At 49.7% G+C, this 21,505-nt stretch carries 23 protein-coding genes and 1 tRNA gene; 7 read left to right on the top strand and 17 right to left on the bottom strand.

Going from position 1 to position 21,505, the window contains the following annotated elements:
- Positions 1-96: 96 nt before the first annotated feature.
- The 6 genes from KXJ70_RS02005 to KXJ70_RS02030 all read right to left on the bottom strand — a co-directional run bounded on the left by KXJ70_RS02005 (position 97) and on the right by KXJ70_RS02030 (position 6,385).
- A complete protein-coding gene (locus KXJ70_RS02005) occupies positions 97-1,404 on the bottom strand; it encodes a homoserine dehydrogenase (protein ID WP_219041784.1) in 1,308 nt (435 codons plus the stop codon).
- Between the two features lie 262 nt (positions 1,405-1,666).
- Positions 1,667-2,650 carry an NAD(P)H-dependent flavin oxidoreductase gene (locus tag KXJ70_RS02010; protein ID WP_219041785.1) on the bottom strand — a complete coding sequence of 328 codons (984 nt, stop codon included), beginning with the start codon at positions 2,648-2,650 and terminating at the stop codon, positions 1,667-1,669.
- Positions 2,651-2,677: 27 nt separating this feature from the next.
- Entirely contained in the window at positions 2,678-3,913 is a 1,236-nt protein-coding gene (locus KXJ70_RS02015) for an acetyl-CoA C-acetyltransferase (RefSeq protein WP_219043061.1), read from the bottom strand.
- A 32-nt stretch (positions 3,914-3,945) separates the two neighbouring features.
- Positions 3,946-4,710: a crotonase/enoyl-CoA hydratase family protein gene (locus KXJ70_RS02020; protein WP_219041786.1), complete on the bottom strand. Its 765-nt coding sequence runs from the start codon at positions 4,708-4,710 to the stop codon at positions 3,946-3,948.
- 54 nt (positions 4,711-4,764) lie between these two features.
- Entirely contained in the window at positions 4,765-5,547 is a 783-nt protein-coding gene (locus tag KXJ70_RS02025) for an enoyl-CoA hydratase/isomerase family protein (protein WP_219041787.1), read from the bottom strand.
- A gap of 64 nt (positions 5,548-5,611) precedes the next feature.
- Positions 5,612-6,385 carry an SDR family NAD(P)-dependent oxidoreductase gene (locus tag KXJ70_RS02030; RefSeq protein ID WP_219041788.1) on the bottom strand — a complete coding sequence of 258 codons (774 nt, stop codon included), beginning with the start codon at positions 6,383-6,385 and terminating at the stop codon, positions 5,612-5,614.
- Between the two features lie 592 nt (positions 6,386-6,977).
- On the opposite strand from KXJ70_RS02030, the gene KXJ70_RS02035 reads away from it, so the two are divergent.
- Entirely contained in the window at positions 6,978-7,181 is a 204-nt protein-coding gene (locus KXJ70_RS02035; protein ID WP_219041789.1) for a hypothetical protein, read from the top strand.
- On the opposite strand, the gene KXJ70_RS02040 is transcribed toward KXJ70_RS02035, so the two are convergent.
- The 6 genes from KXJ70_RS02040 to ffh form a co-directional block, all read right to left on the bottom strand.
- Positions 7,178-8,116 (bottom strand): DsbC family protein, encoded by a 939-nt coding sequence (locus KXJ70_RS02040; RefSeq protein WP_219041790.1) that lies wholly within the window; start codon positions 8,114-8,116, stop codon positions 7,178-7,180. The genes KXJ70_RS02035 and KXJ70_RS02040 overlap by 4 nt on opposite strands.
- Positions 8,117-8,229: 113 nt before the next feature.
- On the bottom strand, positions 8,230-8,592 hold the full coding sequence (gene rplS / locus KXJ70_RS02045; RefSeq protein ID WP_219041791.1) for a 50S ribosomal protein L19: 363 nt from the start codon (positions 8,590-8,592) through the stop codon (positions 8,230-8,232).
- Between the two features lie 48 nt (positions 8,593-8,640).
- Positions 8,641-9,381, bottom strand: coding sequence for a tRNA (guanosine(37)-N1)-methyltransferase TrmD (trmD, locus tag KXJ70_RS02050; RefSeq protein ID WP_219041792.1), 741 nt, complete (start codon positions 9,379-9,381; stop codon positions 8,641-8,643).
- 26 nt (positions 9,382-9,407) lie between these two features.
- Entirely contained in the window at positions 9,408-9,953 is a 546-nt protein-coding gene (gene rimM, locus KXJ70_RS02055; RefSeq protein WP_219041793.1) for a ribosome maturation factor RimM, read from the bottom strand.
- The gene (rpsP, locus tag KXJ70_RS02060) at positions 9,954-10,202 is read right to left on the bottom strand and encodes a 30S ribosomal protein S16 (protein WP_219041794.1); all 249 of its coding nucleotides are present in this window, start codon (positions 10,200-10,202) and stop codon (positions 9,954-9,956) included.
- Between the two features lie 317 nt (positions 10,203-10,519).
- The gene (gene ffh, locus KXJ70_RS02065; protein ID WP_219041795.1) at positions 10,520-11,899 is read right to left on the bottom strand and encodes a signal recognition particle protein; all 1,380 of its coding nucleotides are present in this window, start codon (positions 11,897-11,899) and stop codon (positions 10,520-10,522) included.
- Between the two features lie 201 nt (positions 11,900-12,100).
- Here ffh and KXJ70_RS02070 point away from each other — a divergent pair, with 201 nt between their 5' ends.
- Entirely contained in the window at positions 12,101-12,898 is a 798-nt protein-coding gene (locus tag KXJ70_RS02070) for a cytochrome C assembly family protein (protein ID WP_219041796.1), read from the top strand.
- Positions 12,899-12,972: 74 nt separating this feature from the next.
- Positions 12,973-14,241 carry an HlyC/CorC family transporter gene (locus KXJ70_RS02075; protein ID WP_219041797.1) on the top strand — a complete coding sequence of 423 codons (1,269 nt, stop codon included), beginning with the start codon at positions 12,973-12,975 and terminating at the stop codon, positions 14,239-14,241.
- 19 nt (positions 14,242-14,260) lie between these two features.
- On the opposite strand, the gene KXJ70_RS02080 is transcribed toward KXJ70_RS02075, so the two are convergent.
- The 5 genes from KXJ70_RS02080 to queA are packed head-to-tail and all read right to left on the bottom strand — an operon-like array spanning position 14,261 to position 17,503.
- A complete protein-coding gene (locus KXJ70_RS02080; RefSeq protein ID WP_219041798.1) occupies positions 14,261-14,458 on the bottom strand; it encodes a DUF1289 domain-containing protein in 198 nt (65 codons plus the stop codon).
- Positions 14,455-14,985, bottom strand: a complete 531-nt coding sequence (locus tag KXJ70_RS02085; protein WP_219041799.1) for a gamma carbonic anhydrase family protein — start codon at positions 14,983-14,985, stop codon at positions 14,455-14,457. The genes KXJ70_RS02080 and KXJ70_RS02085 overlap by 4 nt, the downstream gene beginning before the upstream one ends.
- A gap of 27 nt (positions 14,986-15,012) precedes the next feature.
- Complete coding sequence (locus tag KXJ70_RS02090) at positions 15,013-15,324, bottom strand: YqfO family protein (protein ID WP_219041800.1); 312 nt, start codon at positions 15,322-15,324, stop codon at positions 15,013-15,015.
- The gene (tgt, locus tag KXJ70_RS02095; RefSeq protein ID WP_439655073.1) at positions 15,317-16,426 is read right to left on the bottom strand and encodes a tRNA guanosine(34) transglycosylase Tgt; all 1,110 of its coding nucleotides are present in this window, start codon (positions 16,424-16,426) and stop codon (positions 15,317-15,319) included. Before tgt ends, KXJ70_RS02090 begins: the two co-directional genes overlap by 8 nt.
- A gap of 18 nt (positions 16,427-16,444) precedes the next feature.
- Positions 16,445-17,503, bottom strand: a complete 1,059-nt coding sequence (gene queA, locus KXJ70_RS02100; protein ID WP_219043062.1) for a tRNA preQ1(34) S-adenosylmethionine ribosyltransferase-isomerase QueA — start codon at positions 17,501-17,503, stop codon at positions 16,445-16,447.
- 162 nt (positions 17,504-17,665) lie between these two features.
- Between queA and KXJ70_RS02105 the strand changes: the two genes are divergently transcribed.
- From KXJ70_RS02105 to KXJ70_RS02120, 4 genes are all read left to right on the top strand, one after another.
- A tRNA-Leu gene (locus KXJ70_RS02105) sits at positions 17,666-17,752 on the top strand.
- Positions 17,753-17,939: 187 nt separating this feature from the next.
- Positions 17,940-18,623, top strand: coding sequence for an SOS response-associated peptidase family protein (locus tag KXJ70_RS02110; RefSeq protein WP_219041802.1), 684 nt, complete (start codon positions 17,940-17,942; stop codon positions 18,621-18,623).
- Positions 18,624-18,788: 165 nt separating this feature from the next.
- Positions 18,789-19,382 carry a PaaI family thioesterase gene (locus tag KXJ70_RS02115; protein WP_219041803.1) on the top strand — a complete coding sequence of 198 codons (594 nt, stop codon included), beginning with the start codon at positions 18,789-18,791 and terminating at the stop codon, positions 19,380-19,382.
- 31 nt (positions 19,383-19,413) lie between these two features.
- Complete coding sequence (locus tag KXJ70_RS02120) at positions 19,414-21,459, top strand: TonB-dependent receptor (RefSeq protein WP_219041804.1); 2,046 nt, start codon at positions 19,414-19,416, stop codon at positions 21,457-21,459.
- Positions 21,460-21,505: the final 46 nt, after the last annotated feature.

Here is a 21,505-nt window from a genome sequence, read left to right on the forward strand (position 1 = left end):
ATTAGCAGTTGCTCAGTTAGCAAAATGCTTGATGGGAGACGGGAAACGCTAAAGCCGTCTTGGCGTCCGCCGTCTCCCGTCTAGCATAAAGCGAGCTTAGCCCGCCAATGACTCCACACGAATCCGTGTCACTTCGCCAACTATACTCTCTAGCCCTTCGATCTGAGTAACCGCTGCGGAAAGCTTGGCTTCCACAGTGCGGTTGGTCAGTATAATCATGGGCACCAGATTCGCGCCGTCAGCGGGTTCTTTTTGGATTAAGGCTTCGATGCTGATACCGCCGTCACTTAAAATTTGTGCAACTTTAGATAAAACGCCGGGCTTATCTACCGCAGCCATACGCAGGTAATACGCGGTCTCTACCGCATCTATCGGTAGTATTGGATGCGTGCTCAGAGATGCGGTTTGGAAAGATAAGTACGGCACACGATTACTCGGCTGCGCACTCAAGGTACGCGCCACATCAATAATATCCGCGACCACTGCTGATGCTGTCGGCTCACCGCCGGCACCAGCGCCGTAGTAAAGGGTTGGGCCAACCGCGTCAGACTGAACCAGCACCGCGTTCATCACGCCGTTTACGTTGGCGATTAAACGCTTTTCTGGAATGAGCGTTGGGTGAACGCGAAGCTCTATACCGTCGTTGGTATCGCGAGCAATACCGAGATGTTTAATACGGTAGCCAAGCTCTTCGGCGTAAATCACGTCTTCTTGGGCGATGCGGCTAATGCCTTCGGTAAATACTTTGTCAAACTGAAGTGGAATACCAAAGGCCAAGGACGCCAAAATTACTAGTTTATGAGCGGCATCGATCCCTTCTACGTCAAACGTCGGGTCAGCCTCGGCGTAGCCAAGCGCCTGCGCCTCTGCCAACACATCGGCGAAATCACGGCCCTTTTCGCGCATTTCAGACAGAATAAAGTTGCCAGTACCGTTAATGATACCCGCCAACCACTGAATTTTATTGCCCGCTAAACCTTCGCGCAGCGCTTTAATAATCGGAATACCGCCGGCTACTGCTGCTTCAAATGCAACGGTCACGCCTTTCTCAGCCGCCGCTGCAAAAATTTCATTGCCGTGTTCAGCGATTAGGGCCTTGTTCGCAGTAACAACGTGCTTGCCATTGGCGATTGCACGCAATACCAATTCTTTAGCAACCGTCGTACCGCCGATCAACTCAACGAGAATATCGATCTCTGGGTTATCAGCCACCGCAAATACATCGCGCTCGATGGCCACGCTACTCAAATCATATTTTGGATTATCGCGACGCGAACCAACCTGCGTCACCACAATATCTGCGCCCACTCGTGCCGCAATTTCTGTCGCGTTACGAGCCAATACCGCAAATGTGCCGCCACCGACGGTTCCTAAACCACATATTCCTACTTTGACCGAATCCACCGCTGCTCCTTAAACGTCAGGTAAACCATTGGGTGCGTCGCTCATGCTTACTCACGCAGATATACGTGGAAGCACCAGAGTATTTTGTACCCGAAAGGGGTGCATTTTAGTCAAGGTAAGGCGCTAAGGCTATGGGCTGTCGCAATTCAAGGCAGTTTATTCAGCCGCATCACCCCTGTGAGGTCAAAATATTCCTCAAATAGCAAAACAGCCACATGAAATGCAGCTGTTTTGCTAAAGGTGCTCCTTATAAAGAAGAGCGTCAATCTTCCCCACACAAACTCATGAGACGTCGGCTAATAATCGCTTCTGCCTCGCTAACCATGCGGTCTAACAGAACTTGGCAGCTTGGGATATCATTGATCAAACCAATGACCATACCGGCCGTCCAGATACCGCCGTCGACGTCGCCGCCTTCCAACACATTTTCGCGACCGCGTGCGCCCGCTACTAAAGGCTGAATATCGACAAATTCGGTTTTGCCGTCGCGCCCTTCTATCTCGACCACTTGCTCAGCAATCGCATTGCGAAAAACCCGCGCGGTATTGTTAAGACTGCGGAAAATCAATGCGGTTTGGCGCTCATCGGCGTCGACCATAGCCTGTTTCACATTATCGTGAACCGGCGCCTCCTTGGTCGCAACAAAACGCGTGCCCATGTTAATACCTTCCGCACCCAGCGCCAGTGCTGCAACCAGGCCTTGCGCATCGCCAATACCGCCGGAGGCGATCATGGGAATACTCAGTTTTGCCGCCGCCGCAGGTAGCAGAATCATATTAGTGACATCGTCTTCACCAGGGTGTCCTGCACATTCAAAACCGTCAACACTGACCGCATCGCAACCAATTCGCTCGGCTTTAAGGGCGTGACGAACGGAGGTGCATTTATGAATGACCCGCACGCCATTAGCTTTAAATAGCGGCATAAAGTCCTCTGGGCTACGCCCAGCGGTTTCCACTATTTTAACGCCACCCTGAATCGCGGCTTCAGCATATTCCATATAGGGAACGGGATTAATCGTCGGCAAAATAGTGAGGTTTACGCCAAAAGGTAAATCCGTCATTTCTTTACAGCGAAGGATTTCGCGGTACAGGTCTTCGGGAGTTGGCTGTGTTAGTGCAGTCAAAATTCCCAAGCCGCCCGCATTAGACACCGCCGAGGCTAGCTCGGCGCGTCCGACCCACTGCATACCGCCTTGAATAATGGGGTATTTAATCCCCAGCATCTCGGTAATACGAGTCTTCATTTGCTACATCCTTTAATCTACAAGCAACTAGATACGCTCAATAATGATTGCAGGTGCCATGCCGCCAGCCGCACACATGGTAACCAAACCGCGCTTAAGGCCACGGCGCTCTAACTCGTCTAATACCGTGCCAATCAAGATTGCACCGGTAGCGCCGATAGGATGGCCAAGTGCCATTGCGCCGCCGTTGACGTTGACCTTGTCACGATCCAATTTCAGGTCGCGAATATACTTTTCAGCAACAACTGCAAAGGCTTCGTTGATTTCAAATAGGTCGATATCATCAACGGTTAAACCGGCTTTTTTGAGCACTTTCAACGTTGCTGGTACGGGTGCATTTAGCATAAGGGTTGGTGAGTCACCCATATTTGCCATAGCAACAATTTTCGCGCGCGGCTTGAGGCCATTTGCTTTTGCATATTCTGGCGACGTCAGCAAAATAGCCGCTGCACCATCAACTACACCTGAGGAGTTACCGCCGTGGTGAACGTGGCTAATTTTTAGGTCTGGGTAGACTTTATTCACTAGACCCGCGTAGGTAGTACCCGCCTCATCTAGCGGGTAATAAGCCAGCTCAGCAAAGGCGGGCTTAAGCTGCGACAAACCTTCTAATGTCGTGCTAGGACGCGGAAATTCTTCCTTGTCCAAAGCAAGCGAGCCGTCTTCGCGGTATACGGGCACTAGGCTTTTGTCGAAGTGACCATTCTCTATAGCGTGGGCAGCGCGTTGCTGACTAGTGAACGCTAGCTTATCCAAGTCTTCACGCGTAATACCTTCTAAGGTGGCAATCGCATCGCCACACACACCTTGGTGAGGCTGAGGGTGGACCTCACGCAATACCATATTGCCGTTATCCAGGAACATAGACGGGTCGTTGCCGTTCTGCCCGTAGTTCGACATCATTTCAGTACCACCGGCAATAACCACATCTTCCATACCAGACATGATTGACGAGGCTGCCAAATTAACAACGGTGATACCAGAGCCACAAAAGCGATCTAGAGTTACTGCACTGCTTTTCACATCATAACCTGCCGTTAATGCAGCCATACGACCCAAATCGCCAGACTGTTCGCCACGCTGTGAACTGGTACCCCAGATAATATCGTCAACATCGGCCGTGTTTAATTTATTGCGCTCAGCAAGTGCCTTTAACACGGTAGCGCCCAGCTGATGTGGGTGAATACCAGCCAATGAGCCTTTGCCAACTTTGCCAATACCACGCGGAGTGCGGCAGGCGTCTATAATCCATGCTTCTTTCATCATTATTTCCTCGTTATAAGCCCTGCGGGCGATTAACAACCTTTCCAGTTTGGCGCGCGTTTTTCCGCAAAAGCTGTCGCCCCTTCAATGGCATCTTTACTACTAAATACCGGATCAACTATTTTAGCTTGCTCTGGGAACATGTCGTTTTGCTGCCAGTCCTGCGAGTTGATAACAACCTGCTTACTCGCAATAACAGCCATGGGGCCATTGGCTGCAATGCTACGTGCGAAGGCTTTCGCACCTTCTAGTGCGCCACCGGCCTCAACAACTTTATTGACCAAACCTAAATCATAGGCCCGTTGCGCGCTGATAAAATCGCCCGTTAAAGCCATTTCCATTGCTACGCGAGAAGGTATTTGACGCGGCAAACGCATCAGGCCACCCGCTGCCGCCGCCAATCCACGCTTAGCTTCAGGAATACCAAATTTGGCATTATCCGCAACCACAATCAGGTCGCAGCAAATAGCCAATTCAAAACCGCCAGCCAAAGCAAAACCTTCTACCGCTGCAATTAAAGGCTTCTTTGGGGGCTGCTCACACAAACCCGCGAATCCACGGCCTTTAATAATAGGCATTTCACCAGTAACAAAGGCTTTTAGATCCATCCCGGCGCAAAATGTATTATCCGCACCGGTCAAAATCGCGGCGCGAATCTCATCGTTGCTATCCAACTCTTCCATTGCCGCAGCGATGCCCTTGGCAACGGCGAGGTTCACAGAGTTTTTTGCTTTTGGACGATTGATGGTCACAATCATCACACCGTCTTCAACACTGACTAATACTTCATCACTCATCTTTCTATCCTCGTTTCAGCGCGGACGCTGTTATCAAAATAATTCTCAAAAAACTTACTCCCCGCGAAATACGGGCGGCCTTTTTTCAAAGAATGCTTGCATCGCCTCTTTAGCATCAGCCGTTTCAACACAAATTTTCTGCGCCTTTGCCTCACGCTTTACGGTTTCGTCATAACTATCATCTGCAGCTTGACGAAGTAGCTTTTTCATCTCACGCAATGCCACCGGCGCTCGCAGGGCAAGTTTTTCTGCCCACGTCATTGCGGTGTCAAGTACCTGATCTGCAGGAGCCAACTTATTTGCGATGCCGGCATTGAGACAGATTGATGCGTCGATGCGGCCACCCTCAGCCATTAAAGCGTAACAGCGCTGGTACCCTAAATAGCGCAGCAACTGCCAACTCGCACCGCCATCCGGTACGAGTCCGACATTGCTAAATGCCATCATTAAATTACCGGTCTCAGCCATCACCAGAAGATCGCAACGCATTGCGATCGCCGCGCCAACACCCGCCATAACTCCCGGAGATGCGGCAATGACAGTTTTATCCATTGCGCCGATTAATGACAGTATCGGCCCGTATTCATCAAGGATCTGATCTTCAACGGTTTGACCATCAAGAAACCCTTCAGCCAAATCCGCTCCAGATGAAAACCCCCGCCCATTGGCGCCGAGAACAACAACGCGAACATCACTATCTTGATTCGCGTGCTCAAGCGCGATTAGTAGCTCGCTACGCATCTGACGATTGAAGGCATTTAAGGAATCCGGACGATTCAAATGGATTGCCGTGACCATCCCGACCTTTTTATATTCAAGACATTGGTAGTCTGACATAGCAGCTCCTTTCTTTGGCGTCGCGCAATCGCTACGACGCCATATTCGGCTTGGTTAAGCGCAATTAGCGAGGCTGCATACGAATGGCACCATCCAAGCGGATAGACTCGCCGTTCATATATTCGTTTTCAGCAATCATGACTGACAGGTGAGCGATCTCATCTGGGCGACCCAGACGCTGAGGATTAACCACGCTGTTTTCCAAGGATTTGTAGGCGGCTTCTGGAATAGTCTCAAACAGCGGCGTGTGAATCAGACCAGGTACAATTGTGTTCACACGAATGCCATATGACGCCAAATCACGTGCCATTGGCAACGTCATTCCGACAACGCCGCCTTTTGAAGCACTGTAGGCAACTTGGCCAACTTGACCTTCATAAGCAGCAACCGATGCGGTGTTGATAATAACACCACGCGCATTGGCGCCATCGTAGGGCTCGTTTTTCGCCATCTGCTCGGCGACTAGACGCGCAACATTGAAAGTGCCAATTAAATTCACATTAATAACGGCTTTATATGCGTCGAGTGGGAATGCGCCGTTTTTGCTCAAGGTTTTAGCCGCACTGCCGATACCCGCGTAGTTATTGCAGATATGGATTGCACCAAACTTTGCCATGACTTCGGCGATGGCCGTCGACACAGAGTCTTCATCCGCGACATTAACATTGTGGAAGCTGACCTTATCCGCACCCAGCTCGGCAACGATGGCGTTGCCACGGTCGGCGTTCATATCAAAAATAGCGACCTTGCCGCCTTTCGAAACATAAGCGCGCACAGTACCTTCACCTAAGCCTGAAGCACCACCGGTGACAACTGCTACTTTCCCGTTAATATCCATCTGTCTTCTCCCATTTGTAAGGTGAGTTAAAATTTAGCGCCTTTCAAAAATTGAACGCGCGATGATTTTTTTCATTATTTCTGATTTACCGGCCAGTATTTGGTCGATACAGGCGTTAACTTAGAGATTACAAATTGCGTATTCCTGCATATGACTCGCACCGTCGCATAGCTGCACACCTTCATCCACCATGCGACCTTACAGCTCAGGACAATATAGCTTAGCCTTGGATGCAGAATCTGTCGTCAGGCGCCCATTATTGTGCTCAGTGACACACTGATCGATAAATGCCAAGCCTCCCACGACACAAATTAACGGCGAGCACATTAAAATCAGGAGGGCTATTCTGGAACAAAGAGATGAGGTGTAACCATGTCGATTAGCAACAAAAAAAATGACATTTGGTTACAAAGTTGGAGCGAAGAAAAAAGCAGGATGGAAATCAGCGCATAAAAAAAGGAGCTAATTGCTCCCTTTTAACGCTATTTGCTAGGGTCTGCTGCCGTTTCATCACCGCCTCTGTTGCGCCTGAAAGCGCGCCAATTTAGCGGAACCCCGCCGGGACGCGACGAGTGTGGTTTGGTGGTTCCAAATGAGCGAGGAGCAACGACAAGTGGCGCGCTTTCAGGCGCACCCCAAAGGGCCGGGCGGCGTTCCGCTGGGGCCATTTTTCCGTCTAGCAGCGTTATCAGTCACTTATTTGGAACCACCAAACCGCGTTCCTTCTGCCTTGCCAGACGGAAAAATGACCTCCAGCAGTGGTGGTGCTGAAACGGCAACAGACCCTAGCTATTAATTCAGTATCATCGGCCCTAACTGCTGAGCAGTTTTATAGCCAGGAATCATACTGCCGTCTTCCAGCACGATAGCTGGTGTTCCCGTTACCCCCATTTGAGCCCCAAGCTGATACTCTGCGGCAATGGGGTTAGTACATTTTTTAGGATCAATTGCAGCGCCTACCTTTAGCGAATCCATCGCCGCTTTGCGGTCATCTGCACACCACGCTGACACCATTTTATCGTAAGTCGGCGTACCTAAACCCGCACGTGGATAACCGAGATAACGCACCTCTATGCCCATTGCGTTTAATTGCGGTACTTCTTCATGAAGCTTGCGACAGTAACCGCAATCCACGTCGGTAAAAACATAAACAGCGCCCTTGGTTTCACCTTTAGGGCTAAAAACAATCATGTCCTCACGCTTTATTTGTGCAAGCAACTCCTTGCGCACCGGCTTAAGCTTTTTCTCAGCCACGCTTTCAATACCCGCCGCGCTGATTTCAAACATATCGCCGGCGATAAAATAACGGCCGTCCGCACTAGCGTAAACTGTAGGGCCGTTTTGCATGCTAACAACGTATAAACCAGGTATGCCACTGGCCTCTATTTGACTAATGACGATATCAGGTCGCGTTGCCTTAAAAGACGCACGAATTGCCGTGTCGGCGGCTTTATCAATCACGACCGACGCGGCGGCGTGACTGGATAACTGAAACAGCGCAGCACCAAAGGCCAGCAGCAAGAAAACACGACGCACAATAACTCTCATGTAATTATTCAAACAACTTCTCCAGATTCTGCGAATATCGAACACCTCAATATGAACGATTTTATCGCTACAAGTTTCATCCACCCAAGCACTATCAAACTTGTGTACCGCCTCAGGGAAGCTAGCGCGATCTTGCGGCGGGGACAGGCTAGAAAGTATGCGATGAAAATACACTCTACGCACTCGCTTTTTTCCACTTATTCTGATTTGTAATCTCACGCCGCGAGCGACTTAATTTACTCACCAAGAAAACAAAAAAGGCAGCCAATGGCTGCCTTTTTAGGACTATCAAAAACTTAGGCTTTTGCGCCCAACTTTTCTTTAATACGTGCTGCACGACCGCTCAGTTCACGCAAGTAGTAAAGTTTCGCTTGGCGCACGTCGCCGCGACGCTTAACCTCAATGCTGTCGATCAATGGGCTGTATGTCTGGAAAGTACGCTCTACACCGACACCGTGAGAAATTTTACGTACGGTGAAAGCAGAGTTCAGGGCACGGTTACGGATACCAATAACAACACCTTCAAAAGCCTGAAGACGCTCACGAGCACCCTCTTTCACTTTTACCTGAACGACAACGGTGTCACCGGGGCTGAATTCCGGCAGCTCTTTGGTGGCCTGCTCTGCTTCCAGTTCGGCAATAATTTTGTTGGTGCTCATGGCATGCTCCTAAATTCGAAAGTTTATAGCTTCACAGCTAGATGTCAGTTAATCGTCAAGCTCACGGATAAATTCCGCCAGCAATGTATTTTGTTCGCTACTCAGCTCTACTTTTTGCAGTAGATCTCTGCGCCGCAACCAAGTTCGGCCCAGCGACTGCTTAAGTCGCCAACGCCGTATCGCTTCGTGATTACCACTTAACAACACGTCTGGCACCGCTCTATCACGGTAATGCTCAGGCCGCGTGTAATGCGGACAATCTAACAATCCGTCGGCAAACGAATCTTGCTCCGCCGACAAGTGATGTCCCAATACCCCTGGTAGCAAACGACTCAATCCGTCGATCATCACCATGGCGGCCAGTTCACCGCCGCTTAGCACGTAATCGCCTATCGACCACTCTTCGTCGACTTCGGCCTCAATTAGGCGCTCATCTACTCCTTCATACCGCCCCGCCAATAACACCAGTGACGGCCTTTGTGCTAACTCCAACAAGCCCTGCTGGTCTAGTTGGCGCCCCTGCGGCGACAAATATATCACCGTCGCACCTAGCGCTACCTTCGCTTTGGCGGCGTGGATAGCCTGCTCAAGCGGGGCTGTCATCATCACCATTCCTGGGCCACCGCCGTAGGGCCGGTCGTCCACTGTCTGATGACGATCAGTGGTGTAATCACGTGGATTACAACACGAAATATTCAATAGACCCTTTTGAACTGCGCGACCGGTTACACCGTAATCGCTGACTGCAGCGAACATCTCGGGAAAAAGGCTGACCACCGATATGTCCAAAACGTCGTCCCCTTAGCCCTTTTTAACTAGAACTCAGGATCCCAGTCCACCAATATCATCCCCGTATCTAGGTTGATATTTTTTATAAATTGCTCCGGCACATAAGGAATTAAACGCTCCTTATCATCCAGACTTCCCATGCATTTCTGCACGACAAGAACATCGTTTGCACCCGTTTCAAGTAGGTGACTAACTTCACCAAGCAATACCGGCTCCGCCGAAGAGTAAAGTGTTGCCACTTTCAAGCCTGTCAGTTGATGCCAGTAAAAATCATCACCTTCAAGCTTGGGCAGCAGCGCTTCTGCAACTGACAACTCAAGACCGCAGTAGCTTGCAGCCACATCGCGATCATCAACCCCTTTCAGGTGGCCAATAATACCCTTGCCATGTGCACGGCACTCATCAAACTCTGCACGCTGCCACTTCTCAGCCCTGCAGAAGTACATATCGCTATAATCAAAAAAATTACTTATGGGATCGGTGAATGAATGTATTTTCACCCATCCCTTTACCCCGTACACCGCAGAAATCTTAGCGATAACAACCCGATTTTCCGGGGTAAATGCTGTCATTTAAGCGGCAGCTGCTGCGTCTTTAAGCAGTTTTGCAACGCGATCAGACACTTGAGCACCTTGCGAAACCCAGTGGTCTACACGCGCACTGTCAACGCGTAAACGCTCTTCGTTACCGCGAGCAACTGGATTAAAGAAACCAACGCGCTCAATAAAACGACCGTCGCGTGAAGTGCGGCTGTCAGTAACTGTCAGATGATAAAATGGGCGCTTTTTAGAGCCGCCACGTGCCAAACGAATAGTGACCATTCTTGTTTCATTTCCTAGCATTTGGGCAGGTTTTCATACCTGCTTATCGAAAAATTCGAAGCGATTATATGACCGAAGCCATAAAGGCGCGGAATTATAAGGGAAATCGATGATATATGAAACACTTAGCGCGCTTTTTCTTAGCGCCCCCAAATGCATGCTAAAGCTAGAGAATGGAAGGCAGTTGCAAACCTAAAGAAAAATAAAAATTTATTATATTTATCAATCAATTAACGGCAAAAATTATACGCGACATCAAGATAAGAACGGGCGATTATTCTACACAAGGATAACCGCACCAACCTTAGCTCAAGCCATTACATTCCAGGGAAGCGACCACCTCCGCCACCAGGTGGCATCATTCCACCCATGCCACGCATCATATTTGTCATACCACCCTTCTGACCCATTTTTTTCATCATCTTCGCCATTTGCTTATGCTGCTTGAGCAAACGGTTCAGATCTTGAATTTCGGTGCCAGAACCGACAGTGATGCGGCGCTTGCGAGAACCATTTAACAAATCCGGATTGCGCCGCTCGGCGGGCGTCATTGAATTGATAATCGCCTCCATGCGGGTGAACATCTTATTGTCCATCTGGCTTTGCGCCATTTGCGCCATATTTCCCATGCCCGGCAATTTATCTAGCAGGCCTTTCATGCCGCCCATATTCTGCATTTGCTGGAGCTGATCACGCAGATCTTCTAAATCAAACTTCTTACCCTTTTTAAGCTTTTTGGCGAGCTTCTCCGCCTTATCTTTATCGAGCTTGGACTCCGCCTCGTCGATAAGCGACAAAATATCGCCCATACCTAAGATGCGCGACGCAATCCGGTCTGGGTAAAAGGGATCAAGCGCATCGGTCTTTTCGCCAACCCCGATGAATTTAATGGGCTTGCCTGTAATATGGCGCACCGACAGTGCCGCACCACCGCGGCTATCCGCGTCTGCCTTGGTCAAAATGACACCGGTCAGCGGCAGTGCCTCGCCAAATGCCTTGGCGGTATTCGCCGCATCTTGACCAGTCATCGCATCGACAACAAACAAGGTTTCAATCGGCTTAATAGCCGCATGAAGATCCTTTATCTCGGCCATCATATCGGTATCAATATGCAAACGGCCGGCGGTGTCGACAATCACCACATCGTAAAAGCGCAACTTCGCTTCGGCAATGGCTGCATTGGCAATATCAACTGGCTTTTGATCAATGTTGCTTGGAAAGAAACCCGCACCAATATCATTCGCCAGTGTTTCCAGCTGCTTTATTGCCGCTGGCCGATATATATCGGCGCTGACCACCAAGACCTTCTTTTTATGCTTTTCTTGTAGAAATTTTGCCAGCTTGGCAACAGATGTGGTTTTACCCGCCCCCTGCAAGCCCGCCATTAACATTACTGCCGGAGGCTGCGTGGCCAGATTCAATGTCTCGTTCTGACTGCCCATGATCCGCTCCAGCTCCTGCTGGACGATCTTGATAAACATTTGACCTGGGCTCAGGCTCTTACTCACCTCCTGACCCACCGCCCGCGCTTTAACCGCCTCGACGAAATCCTTTACTACCGGCAAGGCAACATCGGCCTCTAACAGGGCCATACGCACATCGCGCATGGCATCGGCTATATTGTCTTCACTCAACCGCGCCTGACCAGTGACATGGCGCAGGGTCTGCGAAAGGCGTTCGGTTAAATTCTCAAACATGCGTAAACTCTCTGAAAGCTAAAAGTAATTAATATGGCAACACGGTTCAAGTCGACATACTATCGTGAACCCGCTTACAATCTGATCGCTGTGCTACACCGTAAATAGAAGGCGCGGCGTAAAATAATGTAGCAGTATAACCGAGTCATCAGGCAGACCCAACGCTCTTAAACAATACGGATATAACGGCCACACATAACGATGAATTTATACAGCAGTATCGCCGCCATTGCTTTTTATACTATTGCCGCAGGCATGCAATACCGCGACCTAAACCGCGATCTCAGCCGGCCCAGCCTACTGACCGGCTTGGCTGCCGTATTGTGTCACGCTGTTGCCGCAATTACCGCCATCCACACCGTCAACGGCATGGATCTCGGCGTTATTCAGGTTTTATCCCTGATTACTTGGTTGATTTGCTTAATCACCGTGAGTGCAAGCTTGCGCAGACCACTCCACAACCTGCTAATCCCCTTGTACCCACTCGCCGCGGTGAGCTTATTTGCAGAACTTTTAATCCCTGAGCGCCAACAATTACTTCAACACCAGCCAATTGGTGTCTTATGTCATATTTTGCTTTCGATATTGGCTTATAGCGTGCTTACCATAGCAGCCACTCAGGCCATAGTGCTTGCTCTCCAAGATCGCATGTTACGCGAACATCATTTAAAGGGCTTACCGAGCATTTTGCCTCCCTTGCAAACAATGGAGGCAATGCTATTCGAACTTATTTGGGCTGGCTTTGCACTGCTGTCTCTGGCCATAATCACCGGCGGCATCTATGTCGACGACATGCTCGCCCAACACTTGCTTCATAAAACCGCTTTTTCTGTTCTGTCGTGGATATTATTAGCGATATTACTCTGCGGCCGCGTGGCACTGGGCTGGCGCGGAAAAGTCGCCATTCGCTGGACCTTATGGGCGTTTGCCTGCCTATTACTAGGCTACCTCGGCACCAAAATCGCCTTGTCTATCATCATCCATGTGAGCAGCACCTGAGATTACGCTTGTCGCGCCCCCTTTTTTTGGTCAAGATTAGCGCTCTTTTAAGTAACTAAGGAGTTTTGGGCTTTTTGAACGAGGCACCGCTGGGTCTTCTTTTTGGCATTTTAGCTGCATTAATCGTCCTGTCCGGTTTTTTCTCCGGCTCAGAAACCGGGATGATGTCCCTCAACCGATATCGTATGCGTCATCGCGCAAAATCCGGCCATCGAGGTGCTAAACGCGCCGCAAAACTACTTGAAGAGCCTGACAGTCTGATCAGCACTATTTTGATCGGCAATAATCTGGTCAATAATTTAGCTGCGTCCATCGCTACAATTGTCGCAATTCGGCTTTACGGCGATAACGCCGTCGTTCCCGCGTCAATATTGCTAACCTTGGTTTTCCTTATCTTTGCGGAAATCATTCCCAAAACCATCGCTGCGTATAAATCAGAAACCGTCGCCTATACGGTCAGCCATGCATTGCTGCCACTGAAAGCCTTCTTGTTTCCTGTGATTTGGCTAGTCAGTCACGTCACCCAGTTTGTGCTCCGCCTAACGCGCATAGAAAAAAACGACGGAACAGAACATATCGGCCTAGACGAGCTGCGGACGATTGTGGGGGAAGCCGGTCATTTAATTCCCAAACACCACAAAGGGATGTTAATGAACATCCTCGACCTCGAACAAATCACGGTGGACGATATTATGATCCCCCGCAACGAGGTCTTTGGTATCGACGTCGATGCCGACACCGACACCATCATTCGCAAATTGCGCGACGCCGAATTCACCCGTATTCCAGTCTATCAAAATGACATCGACAACATTGTCGGCATTCTGCATCAGCGCGACATCATTAACAGTGTAGATGCCCAAGGTCGCGTTCAGCGCGATGCTTTACTCCAGGCGATTAGAGACCCTTACTTTATTCCAGAAGGCACCCCACTCAATACTCAGCTATTTAATTTTCAGAAACAAAAACGCCGCATGGGCATAGTCGTTGACGAATACGGCGTGATGCAGGGAATTGTGACCTTGGAAGACTTGCTGGAAGAAATTGTCGGCGAATTTACGTCGAACCTAAGTACTGACACCGAGGATATCGTGCATCAGGCGGATGGTACTTACCTGGTAGACGGCACCACAACAATCCGAGACATTAATAAAAGTATGAAGTGGGACTTACCTACAGATGGGCCAAAAACCTTGAACGGCCTGCTGCTAGAGAAATTGGAATCGTTTCCAGAAGGCTCAGTCGGGTTAACCATAGATCGCTACTACTTTGAAATTCTCGAAATGAAAGGCAATCTAATCCAGTCCGTTCGAGCTTATAGCAAGGGCAAAAACCGGCGCTAGTGCGCCGGCAAATATCGCCCTAGCCCAGATCGCCATAGCGATTGCGGCAGCGTTTATTTGCCAGCACAATCACTTCACGCTTGCGCACATTATCCATTTCCGACCAGTCGCCAATCTCTTTTAGCGTTCGGTAGCAGCCGGTACACATGTCGTCATTGTCCAATGCGCAAACCGAGACACAGGGCGACGCTACCGCTTTTTCTTTGCCATCACTCATGCCATGTCCTGAGGCTTTAACTGGGCGGCGAAATGATGACCATTTTCAACATAATGCGCAGCAGACATCATCAGTGCCGCCTGTTCTTCAGCGCTTAAGCTACGGCGTATTTTAGCCGGCGACCCCAACACCATTGAGCCATCGGGTATTTCCATACCTTCTGTCACTAACGCGTTTGCACCGATCAAGCAGCCTTTGCCGATCTTGGCACCATTAAGCACGACTGCGTTTATTCCAATTAGGCTGCCTTGACCGATAGTGCAACCATGCAACATCGCCTTGTGACCCACCGTGACGTCGTCGCCAATATGCATGGGAAAACCCGCGTCGGTGTGAAGAATCGAGCCGTCTTGAATATTGCTGCGCGCGCCGATCACGATGTCATCGACATCGCCGCGAATGACCACGTTAAACCAAATACTGGCATTTTCTTTTAGCGTCACCGAGCCGATAACGGTCGCGTTATCCGCGACAAAATGACCACTGCCCTCAAGCTGAACACGGCGCTCACCCAATTGGTACAACATAGTGAATCTCCTTAAAAAGGCAACAATTCAGATCGATGCCAGCTGATACAACTCGTAAGCCGGCTCTTCGTAGGGATGTGCGTTTTTCAACGCAGCAATCACGTCGTTAACACACTCTTCGGGGCACAGTGTTTCCACCCTAAACTCGTCTACTATTTCCACTTCTCCCAGCCCACCTATAAAGGGCTGGCTACCCGCCAAGGGCATGAATTGTCCCTGACCCAATACCTGCCAGCTACAGTGACCGTAATTACCTTGCCCACCGGCACCGGCATCAAACACCGCATTCTTCACCTGTTCGCAGTGCGCGGCAGGTACAAAAAACACTAATTTATACATCGCCCCTTCCATCTTGTTCGCGATAAAACTCTTCCGCAAATTGCGCTAGGCGCCCTTCTTCAATAGCTTGGCGAATTGCCGTCATATGGTTTTGATAATAACGAAGATTATGAATCGTGTTTAGTTGTGCGCCTAAAATCTCCTTACACTTATCGAGATGATGTAAATAGGCCCGCGAGAAATTCTGGCACGTATAACAATCGCATTTAGCATCCAAAGGTGCATTGTTAAAGCGGTGGCTCGCATTCCGTATTTTAATCACACCCGTAGACGTAAACAGATGACCGTTGCGCGCATTGCGAGTTGGCATCACACAATCGAACATATCAACGCCGCGCATAACTGCCTCTAGAATATCTGACGGCTTGCCCACCCCCATTAGGTAACGGGGTTTGTCTTCAGGCATATGCTCCGCTAGCGAATCGAGCACCATTAACATTTCATCTTTTGGCTCGCCGACGGATAAACCGCCAATCGCAAAACCATCAAAATTAATATCTTTTAACCCCTGCAAAGATTCTCGGCGCAACTCGGGGTACATGCCACCCTGCACAATACCAAACAAAGCCGCGTCGTTGCCGGCATGCGCGGTTTTACTGCGCTCAGCCCAACGCAAGGACAGCTCCATAGACGTTCGCGCTTCCGCCTCGGTGGCGGGATACGGCGTGCACTCGTCAAATATCATGACGATGTCCGCCCCCAAATCACGCTGAATTTGCATTGATGTTTCTGGGTCTAAGTACACATCGCTGCCATTTACTGGCGATTTAAAGGACACCCCCGCTTCACTAATCTTGCGCAGCTTACCGAGACTCCAAACCTGAAAGCCGCCGGAGTCGGTTAGTATCGGCCCCTGCCACCCCGTGAAATCATGCAGATCGCCATGGGCTTTTACCACCTCTGTACCCGGCCGCAGGCTAAGGTGGAAGGTATTGCCAAGAATAATCTGCGCGCCAATTTCCTTAATGTCACGCGGCAACATGCCCTTGACGGTACCGTAGGTACCCACCGGCATAAATGCGGGGGTTTCCACTTTACCGCGCGGAAAATCCAGCGTTCCGCGACGCGCCAAACCATCGCTGGCCTTCAAATCAAAGCGCATTCGGCACTCAGTCATAAACTAATCCTGTTTCTCGGTATGACTTGATGGGAATACCAACATGGCATCACCATAACTAAAAAAGCGGTATTGCTCGGCCACAGCCTCGGCGTATGCACCAAGAACCGCATCGCGACCGGCAAAAGCGCTAATCAACATAATCAAGGTTGACTCTGGCAAGTGGAAATTGGTGACGATCAGATCAACGCTGCGGAACTGGTAACCCGGATATATAAATATGCGACTGTCGCCAGAAAAGGCCGCTATCTCACCAGACTGTGAGGCTGACTCCAAGCTGCGCACACTGGTTGTCCCTACCGCCACAACACGACCACCGCGTGCCCGCGTTGCGCGTACCCGCTCACAAACCTCTTCACTCACCTCAATGTACTCGGCGTGCATTTGGTGATCGCGAATATCGTCTGCGCGCACCGGCTGAAATGTGCCAGCACCGACATGTAAAGTAACAAACGCAATATCAACGCCCTTACGACGACATTGCTGCATCAAACCATCGGTGAAATGTAATCCCGCGGTCGGAGCGGCGACCGCCCCATCACGGCTAGCGTATACCGTCTGATAGCGCTCGCGATCGTCCAACGCATCCTCACGCTCTATATAAGGTGGAAGCGGCATGTGACCGATACGATTAAGCACGTCTAACACTGGCGAGGCAAAAGTCAGCTCAAACAAGGCATCGTGACGGCCCAGCACAGTAGCGACATCATCAGTTGGCTCCGCCTCTGCACTCGCACACAAACTCAGCTCAGCACCCGCCTTGGGCGATTTACTCGAGCGCACATGTGCCAACACTTTATATTGGTCTAGCAAGCGCTCAATGAGTATTTCTATCCGACCGCCGGTCGCCTTCACCGCAAACAATCGTGCCGGGATAACCCGAGTATTGTTGAAGACCATCAAATCGCCCGCCTGCAAATAAGACGGCAAATCTTTAAACTGCCGATGTTGACAGCGCTGTTCATCATCTAAAACCAATAGACGACTGCCATCGCGCTCAGGCATGGGATGATAGGCAATTAAGCTTTCAGGAAGCTCAAAATTAAAATCACTGCGCCGCATAATGTCTGCTTTCGTTCGGAAGGGCGCAAGATTAGCGGAAAATGGCACGGGACTCCACCAGAGTAGATCAATATGCATACAGCCTTTGCCACATTAACAAATAAAATGTCCCAGTCGATTGACCCCACAGAAAAGCTTGTTATAATCGCGCCCCACTTACATGCCAGTGTGGTGAAATTGGTAGACACGCTAGATTCAAAATCTGGTTCCTTTGCGGGAGTGGCGGTTCGAGTCCGCCCACTGGTACCATGTAAGACGATAAAAACAAGCCGCTAAACCTCTTTTGAGCAACTAGTTTTACACAGTTAGCAATGCGCAAAAAATACCCCAAGTTCAATGCAAATCTTAAAACTCCGCCAAACAATTAACCCTAATTTTATTTGCGATTCGCCTTAAGTCGTTTTAGCCTTGCACGTCTCCTAAGATGAATTGACTCATGTGCGGCTATCTCGGCAATGCCATAGATTCACCACTCGCCAAAACCTTAATGCTTATTCTGGGCATTGATCTCGGCTTGCTCCGCGACAATACCGGAACGGGGCCAGCAGCAAATATCGACATTATTCTGAGTAAGTATGGCCAGCGTACTGTGACGCGTGCAATTTGGTGGCTTTTACTTGAGCAAACACCAGACGGCCCAAAGCCTTCTAAATACACTAGTTTCAACACACGATCAGATAAATTAAACACGCTCGGTAGCGCAGGGTTTCATGCTTATCGTGAAAGCCGTTGCATTATACCTGCCACCTACATAATAGAAGGCAATGGCGCGAAAGGGTCGCGACACTACCATCGCATTGAGCCAACTAGTACTGCATTTGCACTTGGCGGGCTCTACAGAGAATGGATAAACCAAAAAACTGGCGAGCAAATTCGCTCCTGCAGCGTGATTACCCTTGCACCACACCCGAAATGGCAAACGATTCACAACAAGTCGACGCCGCTGTTTTTACCGCCAGAGCAAAGTATTTTGGAGCGCTGGTTATCTGAAGACATCATCGACGTAACGGAATTTAATAGCCTACTGGTGCCGTCGATTCCAGAAAGACTGCATTGCACCCCCATCGAACGACCGAGAAAACAAACACCGACTGGAAGCTGCTTTGAAATTACAGATTAAGCCCTCCGCAAACCTGCAGTTCATGCACTGATTCCACTCTTTATCGCCATTGGCAACGAAGCTAAGATGAGAAAAATACGGCTTCTAGCTTAGGTTTGCTTTCCATCAAGGCAAGCTCCTATTACACTCTTGCGCTACTTCATACCGCCATGGGGCAATTAGTAGATGTTGGCCAGCGATCAACAACGTCAGCAACTTCGCGATATCTGTGAACAACTCAGCGAGGCACTAGAAAGCAGCCAAACGCTAGGAGGAAGCGGCGAGGAGCTCACCCAAATACAGACAACCCTCTTGCAACTGAATCAACAGATGGCGGCGTTACGTAACCGCAAAATGATTGAGTTCTATTCACCGGACTACCAAGGAGACTTTCGCAATATATTACCTTGTAGCCCCATCACCGGTTACTTTAATCCGATTGCGCCGAACCTTCGCATCTGGCAAGAGAACAACAACGTATACGCGGAAGGTAGCTTCGGCAAAATTCACGAAGGGCCGCCCAACTGTGTTCACGGTGGTATCATCAGCGCGGTATATGATCAGGTCTTAGCGTTTACCGCTATTGCCAATGATTTGCCCGGCTTAACAGCGAGCCTGACAATAAAATATCGTAAACCTACCCCCTTGTTGACACCGCTTCGTTTTACAACGTGGCTAGAAAAGCAAAAAGACCGACAGATTGTGATTCATGGCGAATGCCATAGCGGTGACACCTTACTTAGCGAAGCCGAAGGGCTTTTCATTCTATATAAAAAATAAGCGGCGAAGACCACAAAGGAATAGCTTAAACATGATTAAAAAATACGCTACCCCGCTGGCAATCAGTATCAGTCTGGCGTCCGGCCTAAGTATTGCGGCAAGTGACAAGCCAAACAAGCCTGAAACCGTCGCGGTAACCGCTGACCGAATTGAGAAACAACTCGGTGACCAGAGCCTGGCAATTAGCGTTATTAGCCAAGAAGACATAGAAAGCATTGGTCATACCCATATCAGCCAAATATTAAGCCAAGTACCTGGGGTATCAATTAGTCGCGGCAACGGCCAAGAGAATTTAACGGCTATTCGCTCCGGCGTATTAACCGGCACTGGCAGCTGCGGTGCATTTTATTTTGCCGAAGACGGCATTCCACTTCGCGCTCCCGGCTTTTGCAACGTAAATCAACTATTCGACGTGAATGCCGAGCAAGCCTCACGCATTGAAGTTATTCGTGGGCCAGGAACAGCGGTCCACGGTTCCAATGCATTAAATGGCGTGATCAATGTGATTAGCCGAGCATCTTCTGCCGAACCGGAGACCCACCTATCATTTGAAGCAGGCCCGGATAAGTACGGCCGCATCAAGGCGAGCCACAGCAATACAACGGGCAAACATGGCTACCGCATAAGCCTGCAAGGCAATCACGACGATGGCTTTAAGGATGAATCAGGTTACGATCAGCAAAAAATGAATTTGCGCCACGACTATCATGGCGAAACTTGGAATATTCAATCCATGTTGGCGGCAAGTAATCTAAACCAGGAAACCGCCGGCTATATTTTAGGCGAAGATGCCTACAAAAATGATGATCGCAAAAGAGAAAATCCAAATCCGGAGGCGTTTCGCAACAGCACCAGCGTTCGTTATTACAGCCGCTTTGAGCGCGACGGCGAAAGAGACAGCCGCTTTGTTGTGACACCGTATTTACGCTACACCGAAATGGAATTTCTCCAACACTTTTTACTCGGTACTCCACTGGAAGAAAACGGCGAGCGCACCGCCGGTCTACAGACCGCGTTTTATCAAAACTACAGCGACAATGTCACGCTCTATAACGGCTTCGACATGGAAGTAACCAAAGCCTATTTAAAGCAGTCCCAAAGCCAGGCCACGTTTGGCTCATTTCCCACCGGTCAGCACTACGACTATGACGTAGACGCCCTGTACGGCGCATGGTTTATTGGTGGGGATTGGCAGGCAACTAGAAGCACAAAAGTCAATTTCGGCGGCCGCTACGACGTTCAATTTTACGACTACGACAATTTGATGATCGACGGTAATACCGCGGCAGATGGCAGCGCCTGCCCGTCCGGTACCTGCCGCTACGCGCGCCCTGCGGACGACAAGGAACGCTTTCGGAATAGCTCATTTAATCTTGGCGTCGTTCAAAACTTGAGCGATCACACCGACCTAATTGCCAATGCCGGCCACGGCTTCAGAGCACCTCAAGCCGCTGAACTATACCGACTGCAAGCTCAACAGCTCAATGCAGATCTCGATGAAGAATCGCTCAACAGTATAGAACTAGGTTTACGCGGCAATTGGGAGACTTTTCAATATCGCGTTTCAGCCTATGTAATGCATAAAAACGACGTGATTATTCAAGATAGTAATCGCAGCAATATCAACGGCGGCAAAACCATAGACCGTGGACTCGAGGCAAATTTCAGCTGGCAAATTGCGCCTAGCTTGCTTTGGCAATTACAGGCTAGCTACAGCAAACACCAATACGCCAACGATGCGCTTACTGCAGAGGGCAATGAAATAGACTCAGCACCGCGCCAACTAGCAGGTACATTGTTGCGCTGGTCGCCGCTTACCAATACTCGCTTCGAATTAGAAATTCAGTATCAAGGTGAATACTTCTTAGAAGAAGATAATTTATATCGCTATCCAGGTCACACTCTTAGCAACCTTCGCTGGCGCCAGCAGTACGGCAAGCAGCTCTACTCTGTTGTTAGAATCAACAACCTGACAGATATTGATTACGCAGAAAGAGCCGACTATGCCTTTGGCAACTACCGTTATTTTGTAGGAGAGCCACGCGCAGCCTATCTAGAAGTGGGCTTCGATTTCTAATCTGACTAAGCCGTCAGGCAATAGCGCTTCATTGCACAATACTGTG

It is taken from the genome of Zhongshania aquimaris (assembly GCF_019312595.1).
Lineage (GTDB): Bacteria > Pseudomonadota > Gammaproteobacteria > Pseudomonadales > Spongiibacteraceae > Spongiibacter > Spongiibacter aquimaris.

Coding starts and splice junctions, on each gene's coding strand:
- KXJ70_RS02010 (WP_219041785.1), bottom strand. CDS start 2,650: ATGAAGACTCGTATTACCGAGATGCTGGGGATTAAATACCCCATTATT.
- KXJ70_RS02015 (WP_219043061.1), bottom strand. CDS start 3,913: ATGAAAGAAGCATGGATTATAGACGCCTGCCGCACTCCGCGTGGTATT.
- KXJ70_RS02020 (WP_219041786.1), bottom strand. CDS start 4,710: ATGAGTGATGAAGTATTAGTCAGTGTTGAAGACGGTGTGATGATTGTG.
- KXJ70_RS02025 (WP_219041787.1), bottom strand. CDS start 5,547: ATGTCAGACTACCAATGTCTTGAATATAAAAAGGTCGGGATGGTCACG.
- KXJ70_RS02030 (WP_219041788.1), bottom strand. CDS start 6,385: ATGGATATTAACGGGAAAGTAGCAGTTGTCACCGGTGGTGCTTCAGGC.
- KXJ70_RS02035 (WP_219041789.1), top strand. CDS start 6,978: ATGAGCGAGGAGCAACGACAAGTGGCGCGCTTTCAGGCGCACCCCAAA.
- rplS (WP_219041791.1), bottom strand. CDS start 8,592: ATGAGCACCAACAAAATTATTGCCGAACTGGAAGCAGAGCAGGCCACC.
- rimM (WP_219041793.1), bottom strand. CDS start 9,953: ATGACAGCATTTACCCCGGAAAATCGGGTTGTTATCGCTAAGATTTCT.
- rpsP (WP_219041794.1), bottom strand. CDS start 10,202: ATGGTCACTATTCGTTTGGCACGTGGCGGCTCTAAAAAGCGCCCATTT.
- ffh (WP_219041795.1), bottom strand. CDS start 11,899: ATGTTTGAGAATTTAACCGAACGCCTTTCGCAGACCCTGCGCCATGTC.
- KXJ70_RS02070 (WP_219041796.1), top strand. CDS start 12,101: ATGAATTTATACAGCAGTATCGCCGCCATTGCTTTTTATACTATTGCC.
- KXJ70_RS02080 (WP_219041798.1), bottom strand. CDS start 14,458: ATGAGTGATGGCAAAGAAAAAGCGGTAGCGTCGCCCTGTGTCTCGGTT.
- KXJ70_RS02085 (WP_219041799.1), bottom strand. CDS start 14,985: ATGTTGTACCAATTGGGTGAGCGCCGTGTTCAGCTTGAGGGCAGTGGT.
- KXJ70_RS02090 (WP_219041800.1), bottom strand. CDS start 15,324: ATGTATAAATTAGTGTTTTTTGTACCTGCCGCGCACTGCGAACAGGTG.
- tgt (WP_439655073.1), bottom strand. CDS start 16,426: ATGCGCTTTGATTTGAAGGCCAGCGATGGTTTGGCGCGTCGCGGAACG.
- queA (WP_219043062.1), bottom strand. CDS start 17,503: ATGCGGCGCAGTGATTTTAATTTTGAGCTTCCTGAAAGCTTAATTGCC.
- KXJ70_RS02110 (WP_219041802.1), top strand. CDS start 17,940: ATGTGCGGCTATCTCGGCAATGCCATAGATTCACCACTCGCCAAAACC.
- KXJ70_RS02115 (WP_219041803.1), top strand. CDS start 18,789: ATGTTGGCCAGCGATCAACAACGTCAGCAACTTCGCGATATCTGTGAA.
- KXJ70_RS02120 (WP_219041804.1), top strand. CDS start 19,414: ATGATTAAAAAATACGCTACCCCGCTGGCAATCAGTATCAGTCTGGCG.